Source organism: Oerskovia sp. USHLN155 (genome assembly GCF_037145535.1).
Taxonomy (GTDB): domain Bacteria; phylum Actinomycetota; class Actinomycetes; order Actinomycetales; family Cellulomonadaceae; genus Oerskovia; species Oerskovia rustica.
This window is the reverse complement of sequence record NZ_JBBCXG010000007.1, coordinates 149,592-166,486: the sequence shown is the minus strand read 5'-3', so window position 1 is coordinate 166,486 and position 16,895 is coordinate 149,592. Positions and strand designations below refer to the sequence as shown.

At 72.1% G+C, this 16,895-nt stretch carries 15 protein-coding genes; 5 read left to right on the top strand and 10 right to left on the bottom strand.

All coding sequences use genetic code 11. From position 1 onward, the window contains the following. The first annotated feature begins 83 nt into the window (after positions 1-83). The 4 genes from WFH32_RS11760 to WFH32_RS11745 all read left to right on the top strand — a co-directional run bounded on the left by WFH32_RS11760 (position 84) and on the right by WFH32_RS11745 (position 3,925). Positions 84-674: a helix-turn-helix transcriptional regulator gene (locus WFH32_RS11760; RefSeq protein WP_336707548.1), complete on the top strand. Its 591-nt coding sequence runs from the start codon at positions 84-86 to the stop codon at positions 672-674. Beyond that, the gene (locus WFH32_RS11755) at positions 652-1,776 is read left to right on the top strand and encodes a tyrosine-type recombinase/integrase (protein ID WP_336707547.1); all 1,125 of its coding nucleotides are present in this window, start codon (positions 652-654) and stop codon (positions 1,774-1,776) included. Before WFH32_RS11760 ends, WFH32_RS11755 begins: the two co-directional genes overlap by 23 nt. 263 nt (positions 1,777-2,039) lie before the next feature. Further along, the gene (locus WFH32_RS11750) at positions 2,040-2,891 is read left to right on the top strand and encodes an HAD family hydrolase (protein WP_191796708.1); all 852 of its coding nucleotides are present in this window, start codon (positions 2,040-2,042) and stop codon (positions 2,889-2,891) included. Continuing rightward, entirely contained in the window at positions 2,891-3,925 is a 1,035-nt protein-coding gene (locus WFH32_RS11745; protein ID WP_191796707.1) for an alpha/beta hydrolase family protein, read from the top strand. Before WFH32_RS11750 ends, WFH32_RS11745 begins: the two co-directional genes overlap by 1 nt. A 56-nt stretch (positions 3,926-3,981) precedes the next feature. Here the strand turns inward: WFH32_RS11745 and htpX are convergent, their stop codons facing one another. From htpX to WFH32_RS11710, 7 genes are all read right to left on the bottom strand, one after another. Further along, positions 3,982-4,857: a zinc metalloprotease HtpX gene (htpX, locus tag WFH32_RS11740; RefSeq protein WP_191796706.1), complete on the bottom strand. Its 876-nt coding sequence runs from the start codon at positions 4,855-4,857 to the stop codon at positions 3,982-3,984. 192 nt (positions 4,858-5,049) lie between these two features. Next, complete coding sequence (locus tag WFH32_RS11735; RefSeq protein ID WP_336707545.1) at positions 5,050-6,480, bottom strand: FAD-dependent oxidoreductase; 1,431 nt, start codon at positions 6,478-6,480, stop codon at positions 5,050-5,052. Positions 6,481-6,725: 245 nt separating this feature from the next. After that, positions 6,726-7,244 (bottom strand): hypothetical protein, encoded by a 519-nt coding sequence (locus WFH32_RS11730; protein WP_336707544.1) that lies wholly within the window; start codon positions 7,242-7,244, stop codon positions 6,726-6,728. 8 nt (positions 7,245-7,252) lie between these two features. Further along, a complete protein-coding gene (locus WFH32_RS11725; RefSeq protein WP_191796972.1) occupies positions 7,253-7,729 on the bottom strand; it encodes an LpqN/LpqT family lipoprotein in 477 nt (158 codons plus the stop codon). An 80-nt stretch (positions 7,730-7,809) separates the two neighbouring features. Then, entirely contained in the window at positions 7,810-8,610 is an 801-nt protein-coding gene (locus tag WFH32_RS11720) for a hypothetical protein (RefSeq protein ID WP_336707543.1), read from the bottom strand. Continuing rightward, on the bottom strand, positions 8,589-10,004 hold the full coding sequence (locus WFH32_RS11715; RefSeq protein ID WP_191796970.1) for a hypothetical protein: 1,416 nt from the start codon (positions 10,002-10,004) through the stop codon (positions 8,589-8,591). The genes WFH32_RS11720 and WFH32_RS11715 overlap by 22 nt, the downstream gene beginning before the upstream one ends. Continuing rightward, positions 10,001-10,303, bottom strand: coding sequence for a hypothetical protein (locus WFH32_RS11710; protein ID WP_191791755.1), 303 nt, complete (start codon positions 10,301-10,303; stop codon positions 10,001-10,003). Before WFH32_RS11710 ends, WFH32_RS11715 begins: the two co-directional genes overlap by 4 nt. Before the next feature lie 186 nt (positions 10,304-10,489). Between WFH32_RS11710 and WFH32_RS11705 the strand changes: the two genes are divergently transcribed. Continuing rightward, complete coding sequence (locus WFH32_RS11705; protein WP_336707542.1) at positions 10,490-11,452, top strand: hypothetical protein; 963 nt, start codon at positions 10,490-10,492, stop codon at positions 11,450-11,452. Positions 11,453-11,479: 27 nt separating this feature from the next. Here the strand turns inward: WFH32_RS11705 and WFH32_RS11700 are convergent, their stop codons facing one another. The 3 genes from WFH32_RS11700 to WFH32_RS11690 form a co-directional block, all read right to left on the bottom strand. After that, positions 11,480-12,025: a hypothetical protein gene (locus WFH32_RS11700; RefSeq protein WP_336707541.1), complete on the bottom strand. Its 546-nt coding sequence runs from the start codon at positions 12,023-12,025 to the stop codon at positions 11,480-11,482. Continuing rightward, a complete protein-coding gene (locus WFH32_RS11695) occupies positions 12,022-12,318 on the bottom strand; it encodes a WXG100 family type VII secretion target (protein ID WP_030151988.1) in 297 nt (98 codons plus the stop codon). Before WFH32_RS11695 ends, WFH32_RS11700 begins: the two co-directional genes overlap by 4 nt. Before the next feature lie 107 nt (positions 12,319-12,425). Further along, positions 12,426-16,883 carry an FtsK/SpoIIIE domain-containing protein gene (locus WFH32_RS11690; protein WP_336707539.1) on the bottom strand — a complete coding sequence of 1,486 codons (4,458 nt, stop codon included), beginning with the start codon at positions 16,881-16,883 and terminating at the stop codon, positions 12,426-12,428. Positions 16,884-16,895: the final 12 nt, after the last annotated feature.

Here is a 16,895-nt window from a genome sequence, read left to right as displayed (position 1 = left end):
ACTTGGCACCTTCGCCGTACAACCAAAACAGTACTTGCCAACTTGGTTATGCGCAACCGGTGCCGATCCGGTACCGTCTTAGTGTGAACAGAGACGAGAGGGTTGGCGAGAGCGTCCAGGTGTTCCGGAAGGCGCGGGGCCTGTCGCAGGCGCAGCTTGCCGAGAGGATGTCCGCAGCAGGGGTCGACGGGATGTATCCCCAGACGATCCTCAAGATCGAGAAGGGCACTCGGTCGCTGAAGTTCCACGAGGGCCTTGCGCTCGCCAAGATCCTTGAGGTAAAGCCCGCCGACCTGTACGACCCGACAGTTGAGGACGTTCGAGGCTCGCTCGCGCTACTCGCCCTTGGCTCGCTTCTACGACAGCAGGTCGCCTTGCAGGGCGAGGTCCACCAGGTCCTGCGAGCCCGGGACGAACTGCGGGAGAAGTGGGAACTGATGCCCCATGCGCATGCGCACCCCCAGCGGGAGTTTGTCGAGAGGCTACTCAGTGTGCCGCTAGCGGATGTCGTGGCCGCGATCGAAGCCGAGTACGCGACAGATCGCCAGGCTTTCGGGATTCGTACAACCGACGGGAGTGCTCGGGATCAACGGACGTACAGCGGCACCGAGCTAACGAACCAGATTGAGCGCTACCTGAGGAGGCCGGACGATGGCGAGCATCAAGAGGCGTGACAATGGCTCTTGGCGAGCCCGGTACCGCGATGCGGCGGGCAAGGAGCACGCCAAGCACTTTCCTCGGAAGGTCGACGCTCAGGCGTGGCTGGACGAGGTCACGGCGTCCCTCGTCACCGGCAGGTACGTGGATCCTCGAGCCGGTCGGATTACGTTCGACACATGGTGGGCTGATTGGTCCGCACGACAGGTGTGGGCCAGGGGCACGCTCGAAGCGGCTCAGCAGGCCGCGGCCTCTGTAACGTTCGGGGACCTGCCTATGAGCGCTCTGAGGGCCTCACACGTCGAGGTGTGGGTGAAGTCGATGTCCCAGCCTGCCGCATCCCGCAAGGGCGGCCTGGCGGCGTCCACGATCAAGACGCGGGTGACTTACGTGCGCATGGCGTTGAGTGCGGCCGTGCGTGACCGTGTGATCCCCGAAGACCCGTCGTCCAGGGTGCCACTCCCCCGGATCCGCAAGGCCGAGGCAAGCATGGCGATCCCCACCGCCCGTGGCGTTGGGGAGGCGCTCCGAGAGGCGCCGGAGTGGTTCGCGCCGTTCATCGGGGTGTGCGCGTTCGCCGGCCTTCGACTGGGCGAAGCGGCGGGCCTCCAACTCGCGGACATCGACTTCCTACGGCGGACGATCCGCATCGATCGTCAGGTGCAGGGCGCCACGTCCAAGGCGGTCGAGATCGTGCCACCCAAGTACGGGTCCGAACGCACGGTCTACGCGCCAGAGGCGCTGACGAAGATGCTCGCTCGCCACGTCGAGGTGTTCGGCACGCGCGGTGAGGAGGAGTGGTTGTTCTGCGCCCCGTCCGGAGACCTGTGGAACCGGAACTCGGCCGGCAACCAGTGGCGACAGATCCGAGATGCCGTGGGGCTCGGAGCGCACACGCTGCACGACCTGCGGCACTTCTACGCGTCGGGCCTGATCGCGGACGGCTGCGACGTCGTGACGGTTCAGCGCGCCTTGGGTCACTCGTCGCCGACGATCACGTTGGGAACGTACTCGCACCTATGGCCGACCGCCGAGGACCGAACTCGCAGCGCGGCGGCCGAGCTCATGGCGGCCGCTGTGGAGGATTCTGCGGACTCTGTGCGGACTCAGGCCACCTAACAGACCGCTGACCTCGGTGTTCACCACTACACGAACTACCGCTGACCACCTCCTGACGGGCGCGTCGCTGCTCGGGCTCCTGCCCGACGGCGGCGCGCCCGTCCGCGTGCCGGGCCCCGCCGTGTCACGCCCGCAGCGTGCGGGCGTGTCGCTCCAGCGCGGACCTAGACTCACGGCGTGGACACTCTCCGACTCCCGGCGACGCCCGTGCTGAGCCACGGGGTCCCCCGCGCCGTCCCGGCCCGCACTGCTGGACACCCCGCATGACCAGCCCCCTGCGCCGGCCCCGTGTGGTCGCGACGGACCTCGACGGGACGCTCCTGCGCTCGGACGGCACGGTCTCGGCGCGCACGCGCGAGGTCTTGGAGGCTCTGGACGAGGCCGGGACGCAGGTCGTGTTCGTCACGGCCCGCCCGCCCCGCTGGCTGACCGAGGTCGGGCGCCTGGTGGGCGGCCACGGCGTGATCATCTGCCTGGGTGGCGCGTGCGTGTACGACGTCGGCACGCGCCAGGTCGTCGAGTCCCGCGGCTTCGCCCTGCCCGCGCTGCGTGACGTGGTCCGCGACCTGCGCGCCGCGGTGCCCGGTGTCGCGCTCGCCGTCGAGCAGGTCGACGGCCCGGTGTTCGACGCGACGTTCCGGCACGAGGAGGACATGCCGGACTCCTGGCGCGGGCCGGTCGAGCGCGCGCTCGGCTCCCCCGTCGCCAAGCTGCTCGCGCGCACGGACGCCCTGGGCCAGGACGAGTTCTTCGAGCAGGTGCTCGACGTCGTGGGCGACCGTGCCCTGCTCGCGTTCTCCGGGGCCGCGGGGCTCGCAGAGCTCCTCCCTCCCGACGTGACCAAGGCCGGCGCCCTGGCCGCCTGGTCCTCGTCCCACGGCATCGGGGCCCACGAGGTCTGGGCGTTCGGCGACATGCCCAACGACCTCCCGATGCTCACCTGGGCAGGAACCTCGTACGCCGTAGCGAACGCGCACCCGGAGGTGCTCGAGGCCGCGACCCACGTGACGGCGTCGAACGACGAGGACGGTGTCGCCGTCGCCCTGGAGCGGCTGCTCGACGGGTCGAGCCCGTCGGCGAGCAACCCGACGGCGACCGGTCGGCAGGGCATCTGATGGGCGCTCGACAGGGCACCGGGCGCCGGCAGGCGTCCTCGGCCGCGAACCGCCGACGAGGCCGGGCGGCAGCGCTCATCCTCGCGCTCGCGCTCGCGACCACCGGGTGCACGAGCCCCGCCCCTGCGGATACGCAGGTGCCCGCGCCGACCACCGCGCCCGACGGCGCGATGCTCACCACGTTCTCCTACGGCCCGCGCCCGGCCCAGACGGCCGACCTGATCCTGCCCGCGTCGCTCGCCGCGAGCACCGAGGAACTGCGTACGCCGTCCGAGACCACGGAGGTCGAGGGGGCGGGAGAGAGCGTCGACGTCGTCGTCCTGGTCCACGGCGGCGGCTGGGCCGCCGAGTACGACCGTTCGTCCGAGGCCCCGGTGGCCCGCGACCTCACCGACGACGGCATCGTGGTGTGGAACCTCGACTACCGCGGGGTGGGCGCGGCCGACCCCGCCGACGAGGGCGGGTGGCCAGGCACGTTCGAGGACGTGGCGGCGGGTCTCGACCTGCTCCCCGAGGCTCTCGCGACCGTGGGCCTGACACCCGGGCGCGTGGCCGTCGTCGGGCACTCCGCGGGCGGGACCATGGCACTGTGGCTCGCGGCCCGGCACACCCTGCCCGACGGCGCCCCCGGCGCCTCCCCGCTCGTCCGGCCCGACCTCGTGGTCACCCAGGCGGGCGTGAACGACCTGCTGGACGCAGGGGCCGTGCACGGGTCGCGGGGGCCGGTCGAGGCCCTCATGGGCGGCTCGACGAGCGAGGTCACGGACGACCGGTACGACCTGGCGTCCCCCACCGCACGGCTCCCGCTCGGTGTCCCGACGCTCGTCACGACCGGCGACCTGGACGCCGTCGTCCTGCCCTCGGTCGCGACCGACTACGCCGAGGCGGCGCGGGCGGCCGGGGACGACGTGACGCTCGCGGTCATCCCCGGCGAGGACCACCTGTCGCCCCAGAACCCCCGCTCGGGCGCGTGGGCCGCGGTGCGCGACTGGCTGGCCGAGCGTGGCATCGCACCGGCCGGGGCCGCGAGATAGAGGGAGCTCGTCGACACGGCGCTCCCTCGGCGGCAGAGACCTCCGGCGACACGGGCTCAGTAGCGCGTGATGCCGCCCTGCTGGCCCGCCATGCGCTCGAGGCGCTGGATGCGGTCGGCCATGGGCGGGTGCGTCGCGAACATCTTCGCGACGCCCGCGCCGCGGAACGGGTTGGCGATCATGACGTGCGAGACGTCGACCAGGTCGCGGTTCTGCGGCAGCGGAGCCCGCGCCGTCCCCTGCTCGAGCTTGCGCAGCGCGGACGCGAGCGCGAGCGGGTCGCCCGTGAGCTTGGCCCCGTCCTCGTCGGCGTCGTACTCGCGCGTCCGGGAGATCGCGAGCTGGATCACCATCGCCGCCACGGGCGCGAGGACCGCCATCGCGAGGGCCGCCAAGGGGTTGCCGCCCCGTTCGCGGTTGCCGCCGAAGATCAGCAGGAACTGGGCGAGCGACGTGATGACGCCGGCCATGGCGCTCGCCACTGACGACGTGAGGATGTCGCGGTTGTACACGTGCATGAGCTCGTGCCCCAGGACGCCGCGGAGCTCGCGCTCGTCGAGGAGGACCAGGATGCCCTCGGTGCAGCACACTGCGGCGTTCTTGGGGTTGCGGCCCGTCGCGAACGCGTTGGGGGCCTGCGTGGGCGAGACGTACAGCTTGGGCATGGGTTGGCGAGCGGCGGTCGAGAGCTCACGCACGATCCTGTACATCACGGGCTGCTCGAGCTCGCTCACGGGCCGCGCGTGCATGGCCCTGATCGCGATCTTGTCGGAGTTCCAGTAGCCGTACGCCGTGGTCACGAGACCGATCGCGACGAAGATCCACAACGTGCTGGCCGACCGTCCGAACACGGCCCACAGGCCCAGGATCACGACCCACATGATCCCGAAGAGCCCTGCGGTCTTCAGACCGTTGAAATGCTGATGACCCACGCTCAGCCCCTTCCGTCGAGCACAGGATGCCGTGGTGCGAGCATCCACCGGGAGAACGCTCGGCGCACGCGGGGGGTTCCCTCCGGCCTCGCAGCAGCGGTGGTGCGCCGCCCTGCTGCCTCGCAGGTCATCCGGGGACGACGACGGCGCCCGGCCCGGGTGGGCGGGGCGCCGTCGAGGTGCGTGGCTGCCTCAGGCTTCGGTAGCCGCCTCGGTCTGGCGGCGGGCGATGCGGATCATGTCCTCGCGGGGCACGACCTTGATGCGCTCGCGCCCGTGCGGCTCCCCGAGGGTGCGCTCGTGGGCGTCCAGGACCTCCCAGTCGGCCCACTGGACCACGTCCACCCCGCGCTCGGTCAGGAACTCCAGGACGGCCTCGGGCGAACCGTGCGGCGCGACGCGACCGGCCTCGAGGTCACCGTCGACCGCCTCGACGCCCTCGGACGCGGCGACGGCGCCGGTGACGTCCTCGACGAGGTGGCGGACGGTCTCGGACGCGTCGGACTTGGTGTGCCCGATCAACCCGACCGGGCCACGCTTGATCCACCCCGTCGCGTACACACCCGGGATCTGCGCACCGTCGATGTCGATCACCCGACCCTCACGGTTGGGGATCACACCCTTGAGATCGTCGAACGGGATCTCGGGCAACGGCGACCCGAAGTACCCCACCGCCCGATACACCGCCTGCACCGGCCACTCGAAGAACTCCCCCGTCCCGCTGACGGTCCCGTCCCCGTTCAACCGGGTCCGCTCCGTGCGCAACCCCTCGACCCTGCCATCCCCCAGCACCGCGACCGGCGCGTGCAAGAAGTGCAGGTGCAACCGCCGCGACGCCGTGAACTCCGACGGGTCCTTCAACGTCCAGTCCGTCAGGGTCTTGACGACCTGCTTCGTCTGGTTCGACGAGTTGATCGCCGCCATCGACCCCTCGTCGAACTCGAAGTCCTCCGGATACACGATCACGTCCACGTCCGGCACATGCCCCAGCTCACGCAGCTCGAGCGGGGAGAACTTCGCCTGCGCCGGACCACGGCGCGCGAACACGTGCACGTCCGTGACCGGCGACTCCTTGAGCCCCCGGTACACGTTCTCCGGGATCTCCGTCGGAAGAAGATCATCAGCATGCTTGGCCAACACCCGCGCCACGTCCAACGCCACGTTCCCCGCCCCCAGCACCGCGACCTGCTGCGCCTCCAACGGCCACGTGCGCGCCACGTCAGGGTGACCGTCGTACCAGGACACGAAGTCCGCCGCACCGAACGAACCCGGCAGATCGATCCCCTCGACCGCCAACGCCGCATCCCGGATCGACCCCGTCGAGAAGATCACCGCGTCATAGAACTGCCGCAGATCATCCAGCTTGAGATCCACCCCGTACTCCACGTTCGCCAACAACCGCACATCACCACGCGCCAACACCTTGTGCAACGCCACGATGATCTGCTTGATCCGCGGATGATCCGGAGCCACCCCGTACCGCACCAACCCGAACGGCGCAGGAAGACGCTCGAACAAGTCGATACCGACCTCGACACCCGTCTTCGACAGAATGTCCGCCGCATAGATACCAGCAGGACCAGCGCCAACAATGGCGACACGCAAAGGACGAGAGCTGCTCACAGGAAAGAACGCCTTCCGGTCGAGGAGGGGAGGTCGGCCCGCAGGAGGTGGGCGGACCGGTCACGCGGGCTGTCCGGGTGAGTCCGCGGCCGCCAACGGGAGAACCACTCGATTGTACGACTGAGGTGAACCTTCACACTGCCAGCGAATCTCGCCTAGTGGAATGGCGTCTCATGATCCGGCCGAATGTTACGGCGCGGCGGGGCGGGTGGCGGCGGTCAGGGGCAGCCTCCGCTCGGTGAGCCTCACCTCTCGAAGAGGCGCAGGAAGCGGTTGTCGACGCGAGGCCGCCAGCCGAGCGACCGGAGCGTCGAGAAGACCGGGACCTTGATGGTCGACGGGCTCGCCGACACGGCGGCGAGGTGCGCGACCTCGTAGGCCCGGTCCCCCGACGAGGTCACTCGCTGCGCGACCACCAGGCTCCCCGACCGCGCACCGAAGGTCTTGCCGCGGTGGCCGTCCCAGCGCGCCTCGGCGTGGACACCGACCGGCGAGGCGGCCACGCTCCTGCCCGACCTCCCGCTGATCTCCGTGAACCGGTAGACCGCGCGTCGGGCGTCGAGCCGCACCACGAGCCGGTACGACCTGGCCGTCTGCCCCGCCCCGAGCAACGAGCGCCACCGGGCCTCCCAGCCCGTCCAGGTCAGCGTGACCTGGGCACCGTGCTTCCACTCCTCGACGGATGTCGAGTACGGCAGGTCGCCGGAGCCGAGATCCAGCAGGGCCGCGAGCACGTCGTCGAGCGGTGCCGCGTCCGTCGTCACCTCTCCGTTCACAGGACGACGCGCAGGCTGTCCTGGATCGCACGGATCTCCGGCAGCGTGCCCGGCATCTGTGCACCCGTGCACGACCCCGTCACCTGGACCAGGTCCTTGACCGGGCCGCGGTCGACGAGCACGATCCGCACTGCCTGGACGAGTGCTCCGAGGGTCGGCTCGGCGAAGATCCCCTCGATCCGGAACCCGGCGTGCCCCTGGACCTCGATCTCCGACCGGCCGAGCTCCTTGTACTGGGGCAGCGCGGTCAGTCGTGCGACGACCTCGCCGGTCGCCTGCTCGAGCGTGTGCTCGGCCCGGACCCGGTTGAGGACCGTGATGACGTTCGCGCGAAACTCCCCGCCGTCGGCGTCCTTCGCGAGCGCGAGCGGCAGGCCCACCTCGGGGAGCGGCTGCCAGCCGTCCGGCTGGTCGAGGCTCACCCCGGGGTAGGCGGGGAACTGCTCGCTCGGGAACTGCAGGGTCGACGGCACGGTCACTCCTCTTCGGGGTCCACAGGGCCCGGACAGTCTAGGCGGCGACGCGTCCAGACGGTCCGGGCCCCCGCAGGCCGTCAGGACGCCGCGACCTCGCCCACGTCCTGCAGCAGGCCGACGAGGGCACGCCACACGTCACCGGGGCTCCGCCGTTCGAGGACCACGGGCGTCGCGGGATCCGGGACGTCGAGCCCGAACGGCTCGGCGGGCGCGACTCGCTCCCACAGGCCGAGCGGCCCCGCGTCGACGACCGCGAGCGCGCGGACCGTGGACCGGCCGGGCCCGTGGACCGTCACGCGCCAGGTGAGCCTGGCGGCGTCGAGAACCGCAGCGGCCCCTGCCCCGCCGGGTGACGCCGAGTCGTCGGGCGCCCCCGTGTCGTCGGACGGCGACAGCGCGCCGACCGTCGTGGTGAGGACGTCGGGCAGGGATCCGTCCCCTGCGGCTCCCTCCCGCCCGAGCCCGACCGTCGTGGCGATCCACGGCACGACCATGCCGACGTCGACCGGGAGGTACTCGGCCTGCGCCGTCCCGGGCCAGCCCGAGCGCGCCCAGCACACGGCCACGCCGCCGATCGAGGCGAAGGCGAGGCCGTGGTAGACGATCCCGTCGTCGCTGCTCGTCTCGACGTCGACGAGGAGCGAGCTCCCCGCCAGCGCCTGGGCGAGCTCCGCGGCCGCAGGGTCGACCGCGCCGTCGGCACCGATCACACCGGCCTCACGCAGCGCCTCGACGGCGACCTCCAGCCCCTCCTCCGCCACGCCCTCCTGGGCCAGCTGGCCCAGGACCGCGAGGTGGTCGGGGAAGAGCAGGAAGCGCCGGCGGCGACGGTCCATCGCCGCGGGAAGCCCCTCGGTCAGTCGAACGGGTTGAGCCACGAGCCGAACTCCTTTGCCTTCTCGACGCCGGCGTCCACCGCGTCGCCCACGACCTCGGTCGTGGCGTTCCATCCGTCAGCGACCATCTCCGCGCCGTTCGCGGCGAGGTCCTCGATCTCGTCCCAGTGCGCGATGATCTCGGTCGTGCCGTAGATCGCTCCCGTGATGACGGCGGCACCGATCGTCACGGGGTTCGGGGCGATCATCGCAGCCGTGAGGCTCACGTTGAAACCGAGCTCCGCGACGTCCGCGACGTAGTCGATGCCGTTCTCCTGGAACGCATCGATCGGGTTGCCCTGGGAGGCCACGTTCACGAGGCTCATGCCTGTCGCGCCGACGGCACCGACCACGCCCAGGCCACGCAGGACGCCCGAAGCCTTCGCGCCTGCACTGAGGCCGGCGCGCAGAGCGCCGGTGTCAGCGGCCGCGGCAGCCGCCCGACCGGCTGCCCACGGCGTCACCCCACCGACCGTCCCGGTCACCCCGGACGTGCCGAACATGACCCGTCCGAAGGCGTTGAGCCCGTTGAACGTGTTCGCGCCGACACCGGCGCCGAGGCCCAGCCGGAGCCCGAGAGCGTCGAGCCGCGGGCTCAGAGCCTTGACGATCAGGCTCGAGACCGAGTTCTGGGTCAGCATCTTGTCCCTGGCCCAGTGCATCCACAGCGCCGCGCCGTACTTCGCCGTGTAGAAGCCCGAGTAGGCGACCCCGCCTGCCGCCGTCGCCGCCCACACCGTCGAGCCCAGAGTCCCCTCGTGCCCGGCCATGCCGGGAAGCCGGCTCAGACCGTTGGTGACGATGCCGTTGACGTAGTCCTCGAACGACTCCCGGTGCCCCCGCACCAGCACCGAACGGGTGTCCTCGAGCGCGCGGCGGCACGCGAGCGCCGCGGCCTCGAGCGTCTCCCGAGCCCGGTCCGCCGCGGCGGTCTGCGCCTGGAACGCCACCTGCGCGTCCCAGATCGCCGCCTGGCGCTGCTGGCCGGTGTAGAAGGCCATGTCGGGACTCGCCGTCGTGTCGATCGTCCGCAGCGCCGAGCCGCACGACGCGGCCGCGTCGTCGGCGAACCCCTGTGCCGTGGCGACGGTCGCGCGCGCCGTCTCGAGCGCGTCGGCATAGGTCCGCAGCGCGCCGGCTCCCGTGCTCATCGCCCCCTGCACGTTCTCGACGAGCAGCGCGACACCCTCGACAGCGACGGGTGCCGCCTCGCCGGCGACCCCGACCCAGTCGTCGCCGAGTGCACGGGCTCGGGCTCGCAGCGCACGCAGCGCGTCGCCGAGGCCGTCGTGCACCGTGTCGAGGCCGCGGGCGGCAGTACGTACCCCCTCCGGGTCACCTTCGACCGGGGCGAGCCGGGGAGCGGACGGCGCCGGTGCGTCGACGAAGTAGGTCATCGGAGCTCCCTCGCACCGTTGGCCAGCACCTGGTCCTGCTCCGCATAGGCCGCCGCAGCGTCGCCGAACTGCGTCGCGAGCTCACCCAGCGCCACCGCCAGGGCGCCGAGACCAGCGCCCCAGTAGTCTCCGAACTCGCTCGCGCCCGCAACGACGTGCGGGTGGCCCCCTGCTGCCGAGGCAGCTGCTGCCTGCTGAGCGATGTCGCCTGCCAGGTCCCCCAGCGTCCCCGCGGTGGTTCCGAGCGAGATCGCCGCCGCATCGATGGCCTCGGTGTCGACGCGAAGCGTCATCGTCATGTCCTCTCGTCCGCGCGGCTCTCCACCGCGCGTCGCCATGCTGCCAGACGCAGGACCCCCCCGACCATGGGGAGTTGTCCCCGGTCCGCGCCGGCGTCTCGGAGCGGCGCTGGCACGTCAGTCCCGACGCGGGATCGGCCGACCGGCCCGGCGCCCTCCGGAACCTGCTCCAGTACCCTGGGCCCCGTGGCGCACAACGACGACGACGGGGCCGCCCCGATCCCCCGCCCGCAGGACGAGGAGCAAGCCCCGGCCGGCGAGCCTGCCGACCCTGATCGCGGGCCCTCGGCACCACGCTTCTCACGCTGGAGCCGCCTTCCCCGGCTGGACTCCCTCGTCCCGGACCAGCTGGCCGACCGTGGCCGAGCCGCCCTCTCCCGTCTCGACGACGCCCGGGCGGGCATCACGGACGCCCGCGAGACCGTCCGCGACGCCACACGCCGACTCCGCGCCCCCGGCGCCCTCGTCGGCCCCCCACGGCCAGCGGTCGGCGTCCCCCGCGCTCCCGAGAGTCCCCTGCACCGGAGCCAGTCAGGGACCGCGGCGCTCCTCCCGCGCGCCCTCGAGGTCCCCGCCCCCCGGGCGCGTGGCTCCGTCGCCCCGCTCGGCTGGACCGGTGACATCTATCTGATCGGCGACGACACCCCCTTCGCCTTCGTCCGCCGCCTCCCGGCGAAGCCCGTCTCGAAGGGCAAGCTCGCCTGGGGAATCGTGGACGAGCTCGTCACCGACACGTCCGTGGCCGGCGAGGACCTGCGTGTCGTCGAGCTGCTCGACCTCGAGGGTCAGGTACTCCTGCGGAGCACCCCCGGGTGGCGTCGTCGGGACGAGGGTGGCTGGAGCGTGCGCGACGTGACCCTCGCGGACGGTTCACCCGTCGCCGAGATCGTGAAGCCACAGCGCCGGGCACGCGTCGGTGAGCTCGTGCCCGTCGGGGCGGTCCGCGCCGCCACCGCGTCCACGGACCCACGGGACCTGGATCCGAGCCTGCCGACCGCAGCGCGCGTGTGGCGCGGACCCGACGAGCTCGCCTCGATCCGCACCGAGGGCACCAACCGTTCGCTCACGATCGGCGACCTCGACGGCGACGACGACGCCCTTCTCGTGTGGGCCGGGGTGCTCTCCTGGTGGGGCGGCGGCCTCGTCTGACCCACCAGCCAGACGGCCCTCGGTCGCTCAGACCTGCGCGCCGGCCGCCCCCGCGAGGCAGACCTGCAGGGCAGCGGCGACCTGCTGCGGCTTGTTGCACTGCACTCGGATCCAGCTTCCGTCCGTGAGGCGCAGCAGGAGGAGCCCGGCGCCCAGGGTGGGGGCGTAGGCCCCGCCGACGAGCTTGCCCCCGACGACCGTCGTGCCGTCCGGCAGGCGTTCGCCCTCGTGGAGCGGACCCTGAGCGGCGACGTGCGCGACCACGCCCGGGTCGATCGTGGTGGCGGGGAAGTGGTCCCTGCCGGCCCGCAGACCCGTGTGGTCGACGACGATCTTCTGGTACCGCCGGGTGGAGTACACCGTCAACAGCACGAAGAATCCGACGATCACGCCGATCATGGGCCACACGAGCGCGTCCCACCAGCCACGGACCACGGTGTCCACGAGGAACGCGACGGCCGTCGGCACCGCGACCCACGTCGCCGCCCGGCCGTACCCGCCGCCCGACTCCCGGTACGGCAGGACGGCCGCCCCGACGTCGGGGCGGCCGTCCGAGGGTCCAGCAGTCGTCACCGGGCGATCGCGGAGCCGAGACGCGCGTCGAGCTCCTCCATCGAGTCCGCGGCGCGCGCGAGGAACGTGTGCATCTCGACGAGTCCCTCGACCGCGTTCTTCGCGCCGAGGTTGAACTGGTCGTAGGAGGCCATGAACTGCGTCGAGGCCTGGTCCGTCACGAAGCCGGACGACACGAGCGCCGTGACCTGCTTCATCAGATCCGCGAGGATCTCGTCGAGGTGCCCCTTGCCGATCTCCAGACGGCCCGCTGCGTCCCGCATCTCGCTGTAGGTGACGTTGACGTTCGCCATGTCGATTCCCGCTCTCTTGATCCATCGTCGGCCTCGCGGCCCGTTGTCGTCGCAACCGTACCGAAGGTGCGGTCGCCTGGGTATGGGGAGAACTCCCCACGCGTGCGTCAGCCCATCGGGACGTGTACCCGGGTAGTGCTTCCGCGCGCGATGTAGTAGCCCCGGCCAGGGGGGAACTCCGCACGGGAGACCCTCGGCAGGGAGGTCTTGAGCAACGAGTCGCCCTCGAGCGCCTCGGGCTGCAGCAGCAGCCCACGGCGACCGTTCTTCATCTCGGCGAGCAGGGGCCACGGCGAGCCCCAGCGGGAGGACTCGGCCTCCGCGACCACGAGGCACGAGCCGCGCTGGGCCGCCTTCATGAGCGCGACGAGCGGTGCGTCCGCGGGTGACTGCAGGTACTCGTCGACGCCCTCGACGAAGACGGCGACGGGTCCCGCCGCCAGGTCCTCGGCGACGTCCTGGGCGAGGGCGACGACCTCGTCGACGCTCTGCGCGACCCGGTCCCAGGGCACCGCCGACACCAGCGAGGAACCGGGATGCGCCGCGAGGACGATCCGGGTCTTCGGGGCGGCCCGGACCAGGGACCTCGCGAGCGCCGCGAGCGCCGTCGTCCGACCGCTGCCGACAGGCCCCGACACGAGGAACGTCCCCTCGGGGGCCCAGCCGAGGGCGTCGAGCGTCTCGTCGCCGATCCCCAGCACGGGCTGTCCGTCGACCTCGTCCGGCAGCATGTCGGCCGTGTACTCCTGCGGGAGCGCGCCGATCCTCGGTGCCTGGAGCACCCCGGCCTTACGCATCGAGTCACCCAGCCGCACGCAGGAACGCGCCTGCTCGGCGGCAGAGGTCGTCCCGCCGATGACCGCGACCTGGGTCTCCGCACCGTCGACCACCGCGCGGCCGGGCGGAGACGACGGGGTGAGCACGTCGCCGGGCACGTCGAGCAGGCCGTACCCGTCGTCCGAGAGGCGGAGCACGACGTTGCGCTGCACGGCCGAGCGGACCGCGGTCGGCACGGCGCCCGCACGGTCGGCCGTGAGCGCCACGTGGATGCCGAGCTGTCGCCCCTCGGCGAGCACGTCGCGGAACACGTCGAACCACACGGCCCGGCCAGCACCCTGCTCGAAGTCGTCGCGGAACGCGCCGAAGCCGTCGACGAGCACGAGGATGCGCGCCACGTCCGTCCTGCCCGTGAGCGCCCGGAACTCGGTGACGCTCGACGCGGAGGCGTCGGCGAAGAGCGGGCCGCGGCGGTCGAGCTCGGCGCGCAGCATACGGAGCAGGCGGACCACGCGCTCGACGTCGTCGCCCATGATCACGGACCCGACGTGAGGCAGGGACTCGAGCATCCGCAGGCTGCCGCCCGCGAAGTCGAGGCCGTAGACCTGGACCGCTCCGCCCCGGGGCGTGATCCCCGCCGCGATGCCCAGGGTGCGCAGCGCGGTGCTCTTGCCCGCACCGCCCGTGCCGTACACGGCGAGGTGTCCGTCGGCGTCCGGGCGGAAGTACGTCGGCCGCTGGGCCTGCACCTCGGGCAGGTCGGCGACGCCGATCAACAGCTCGGTGTCGGTGCGCTGACGCAGGCGGGCGAGGTCGTAGACCCCGGCGAGCGAGTCGAGCCACGGGCGACGCGGGCTCGGGATCTCGGCGTGCCGGCTCGCCGCCCCGATGCACGCCACGAGGCGTTGCTGGTCGTTGGGACCGAGGTCCGTCTCCTCGGGCACGACCGCGGGCTGCGGCGCGTCCCAGCGGATCTCGCCGCCGAACCGCAGTGCCGCGACCTCGATGCGCAGCGGCTGCGCCTCGTCCGAGGTCCAGCCGCCTGCGTAGGCCGACTGGAACGGGCGCACCCTGCCGGGGCCCGTCTTGGCCAGCCCACGCCCCGGGAGCCCGGGATCGAAGTGGGCCGCGTCGGGGGTCCCGACGACGTCGGACGAGTCGGACTCGTCGGCCATCCGCAGGGCGACGCGAAGGTTCGTGTTCGCCCGCAGGTTGTCGCGGATGACGCCCGCCGGGCGCTGGGTCGCCATGATGAGGTGGATCCCGAGCGAGCGCCCCCGCTGCGCGATGTCGACGACGCCGTCCACGAAGTCGGGCACGTCGGAGACGAGCGCCGCGAACTCGTCGATGACGATCACCAGGGCCGGCGGCGCGTCGGGGTCGCCCCGCTTCTCGAGCTCGAGGATGTCCTTGGCCTTCTTGCGGTTGAACAGGTGCTCGCGGTGGTGGAGCTCGGCCCGCAGGCTCGTCAGTGCGCGCCGCACGAGGTGCTGCGACAGGTCGGTCACGAGCCCCACGCAGTGCGGGAGCTGGACGCAGTCCGCGAACGCGGAGCCGCCCTTGTAGTCCACGAACAGGAACGTGACCCGGTCCGGGCTGTACTCGGCCGCCATGCCGAGCACCCACGCCTGGAGGAACTCGCTCTTGCCCGAGCCGGTCGTCCCGCCCACGAGCGCGTGCGGGCCGTGCGTGCGCAGGTCGAGCTGCATCGCCTCCGACCCGGCCGAGCCGACGAGCGCCCGCAGCCCCCCGGCGCGGCGTCGCCTCGGGACGGCGCCTGGCGTGCGGTCGGTGATCGAGAGGTTCTGGTTCCACCGGTCGATCACGGCCTCGCCGGACGTCGCCATGTCGGGGCCGAGGAGCGTCAGCAGGGAGACGGCGCGCGGCAGGTCGCTCGCGTCCTCGTCGACGACCCCCGCGTCGAACACCGGTGCCATGCGACGGCCGTACTCGACCGCGTCGGCCGCGTCGACCGTCTCGAGCACGACGTCGTCGACCGACAGGCCGAGCCGCACCATGCCCACCGAGGTGCGGTCGGGACCGACCTCGACGTAGGTGCGGCACGCGGCCGGCAGCCCCCGGACGCTGTCGGCGACCCACACGGGGAACACCCCCGCGTCGGGCCCCGTCTCGGCGAGCTGTGCGAGGCGTGCACGGTCCACGTCGACCTCGGAGGACACGAGGACCACGACCGCGGGCAGCGGCGAGCTCGTCCCCTCGACGGGTCCGCCACCGCCCTCGCCGACGCTCGCACCGCGCTCGAGCGCGGCGTCGCGGGTCCGGGCCGCGCCTCGACGCGTGGCGCGCTGGCTCTTGAGCCGGGTCCGGATCAGCTCCTCGAGCTGGGCCAGGAGCACGGCGCCGCTGCTGGCGCTGTCGGCGAGGTGGTTGCCCTCGATCGGGCTCGTCGAAGCCGAGGTGTGCGGCATCCACTTGAGCCACTCGAGCGAGCGCGACCAGGTCGGCGTCACGAGGGAGCAGACCACGAGGTCGGTGGGCGAGTGCAGCACCGTGAGCTGGACGAGCACGGAGTTGACCACGGGCTCCACGAGGTTCTTGGCCCCGGCCAGCCCCAGCGCACCGGCGTCGTGCAGGTTCTCGACGACGGGGACGCCCGAGACGAGCTCGTGCCGGTCGACCAGCTCGTCGAGGCGCCCCTGGAGCTCAGGGACCATCTCACCGCGCCCCGGCGTCTCGACCTCGTTGCGCGAGGGCATCGAGCCGAGCCCGAGCCGCACGTTGAGGAAGGACCAGTGCTCGGGGCGGCGCGTCCACAGCAGCGGACCGCGACGCAGCCCCTCGGCCAGCGTGAGCGGGGTCGCCGGCGCCTCCTGGAGCCGCGCCGACCGTTCGGCGACCTCCTCGTCGCGCAGCGCGGACCGCAGGCCCTCGAGCCGCTCGTCGAACCTCTTGACGTCGCGCTCCAGGCGACGACGGCGCCGCTGACGCTCGGTCACGTAGCTGCCGACGAGCATGAGGGGGCTCATGAGGATGAACAGGAGCGCGGTCGGGCGCTGCGTGACGAAGAACATCAGGAGGCCCATCACCACCGGGGCGACGAGGGCCAGCGCCGGGAAGGTCTGGGGCTCCTCCTCACGGTTGGCGCTGGGCGCCGTGAACTTCTCCCCCGCGTAGCGCGGCTCGACCTTGGGCGAGCGGTTGAACGGGACGGGACCTGCGACCGGACCGCCGGCGGCGCTGCCGAGCGGGTCGACCACGACGACGGTGTCGCCGAGCACGAGGGTCTGCTGCCGGTCGACGCGCAGCCGGGTGACCAGACCGCCGTCGACCACGATCCCGTTGGCCGAGCCCAGGTCGACGACCTCGGTACGGTCGGACACGTCGATCCGGGCGTGCTTCTTCGAGACGAGGGGGTCGGACAGGACGAGGTCGCACCCCGGCTCCCGTCCCACGACGTAGCGCCCCGCGACGAGGTCGCGCTGCAGCCCGGCGTCCGGCCCGGCCACGACCCGGACGCGGGCCAGCACGTTCTGGACGTCCTGCATCGTGCTGGCGGCGCGGGCCGCGTCCAGGAGGTGCACGACCGCACCGGAACCGAGCCACGCCTCCGCGATGGGGACGTCGGGGTCGAGGACGACCGACTGCTCCTGCGCGGGGAGCTGGGCGCGCAGGGTGAGCGGTGGGACGTCGACCAGCGACCCCATGTTCCGGGGGTCGCGCACGGCGATCGCGCGGGCGACGTCGCCGACCGTGCTTCCGGCGTCGGCCGTGACGACGATGTCGTCGCTCGTGCCGTCGTGGCGCACGAGAGTCATCTTGAGACGCACAGGGACGTGTCC

Coding starts and splice junctions, on each gene's coding strand:
- WFH32_RS11755 (WP_336707547.1), top strand. CDS start 652: ATGGCGAGCATCAAGAGGCGTGACAATGGCTCTTGGCGAGCCCGGTAC.
- WFH32_RS11750 (WP_191796708.1), top strand. CDS start 2,040: ATGACCAGCCCCCTGCGCCGGCCCCGTGTGGTCGCGACGGACCTCGAC.
- WFH32_RS11745 (WP_191796707.1), top strand. CDS start 2,891: ATGGGCGCTCGACAGGGCACCGGGCGCCGGCAGGCGTCCTCGGCCGCG.
- WFH32_RS11715 (WP_191796970.1), bottom strand. CDS start 10,004: ATGACCTACTTCGTCGACGCACCGGCGCCGTCCGCTCCCCGGCTCGCC.
- WFH32_RS11710 (WP_191791755.1), bottom strand. CDS start 10,303: ATGACGATGACGCTTCGCGTCGACACCGAGGCCATCGATGCGGCGGCG.
- WFH32_RS11695 (WP_030151988.1), bottom strand. CDS start 12,318: ATGGCGAACGTCAACGTCACCTACAGCGAGATGCGGGACGCAGCGGGC.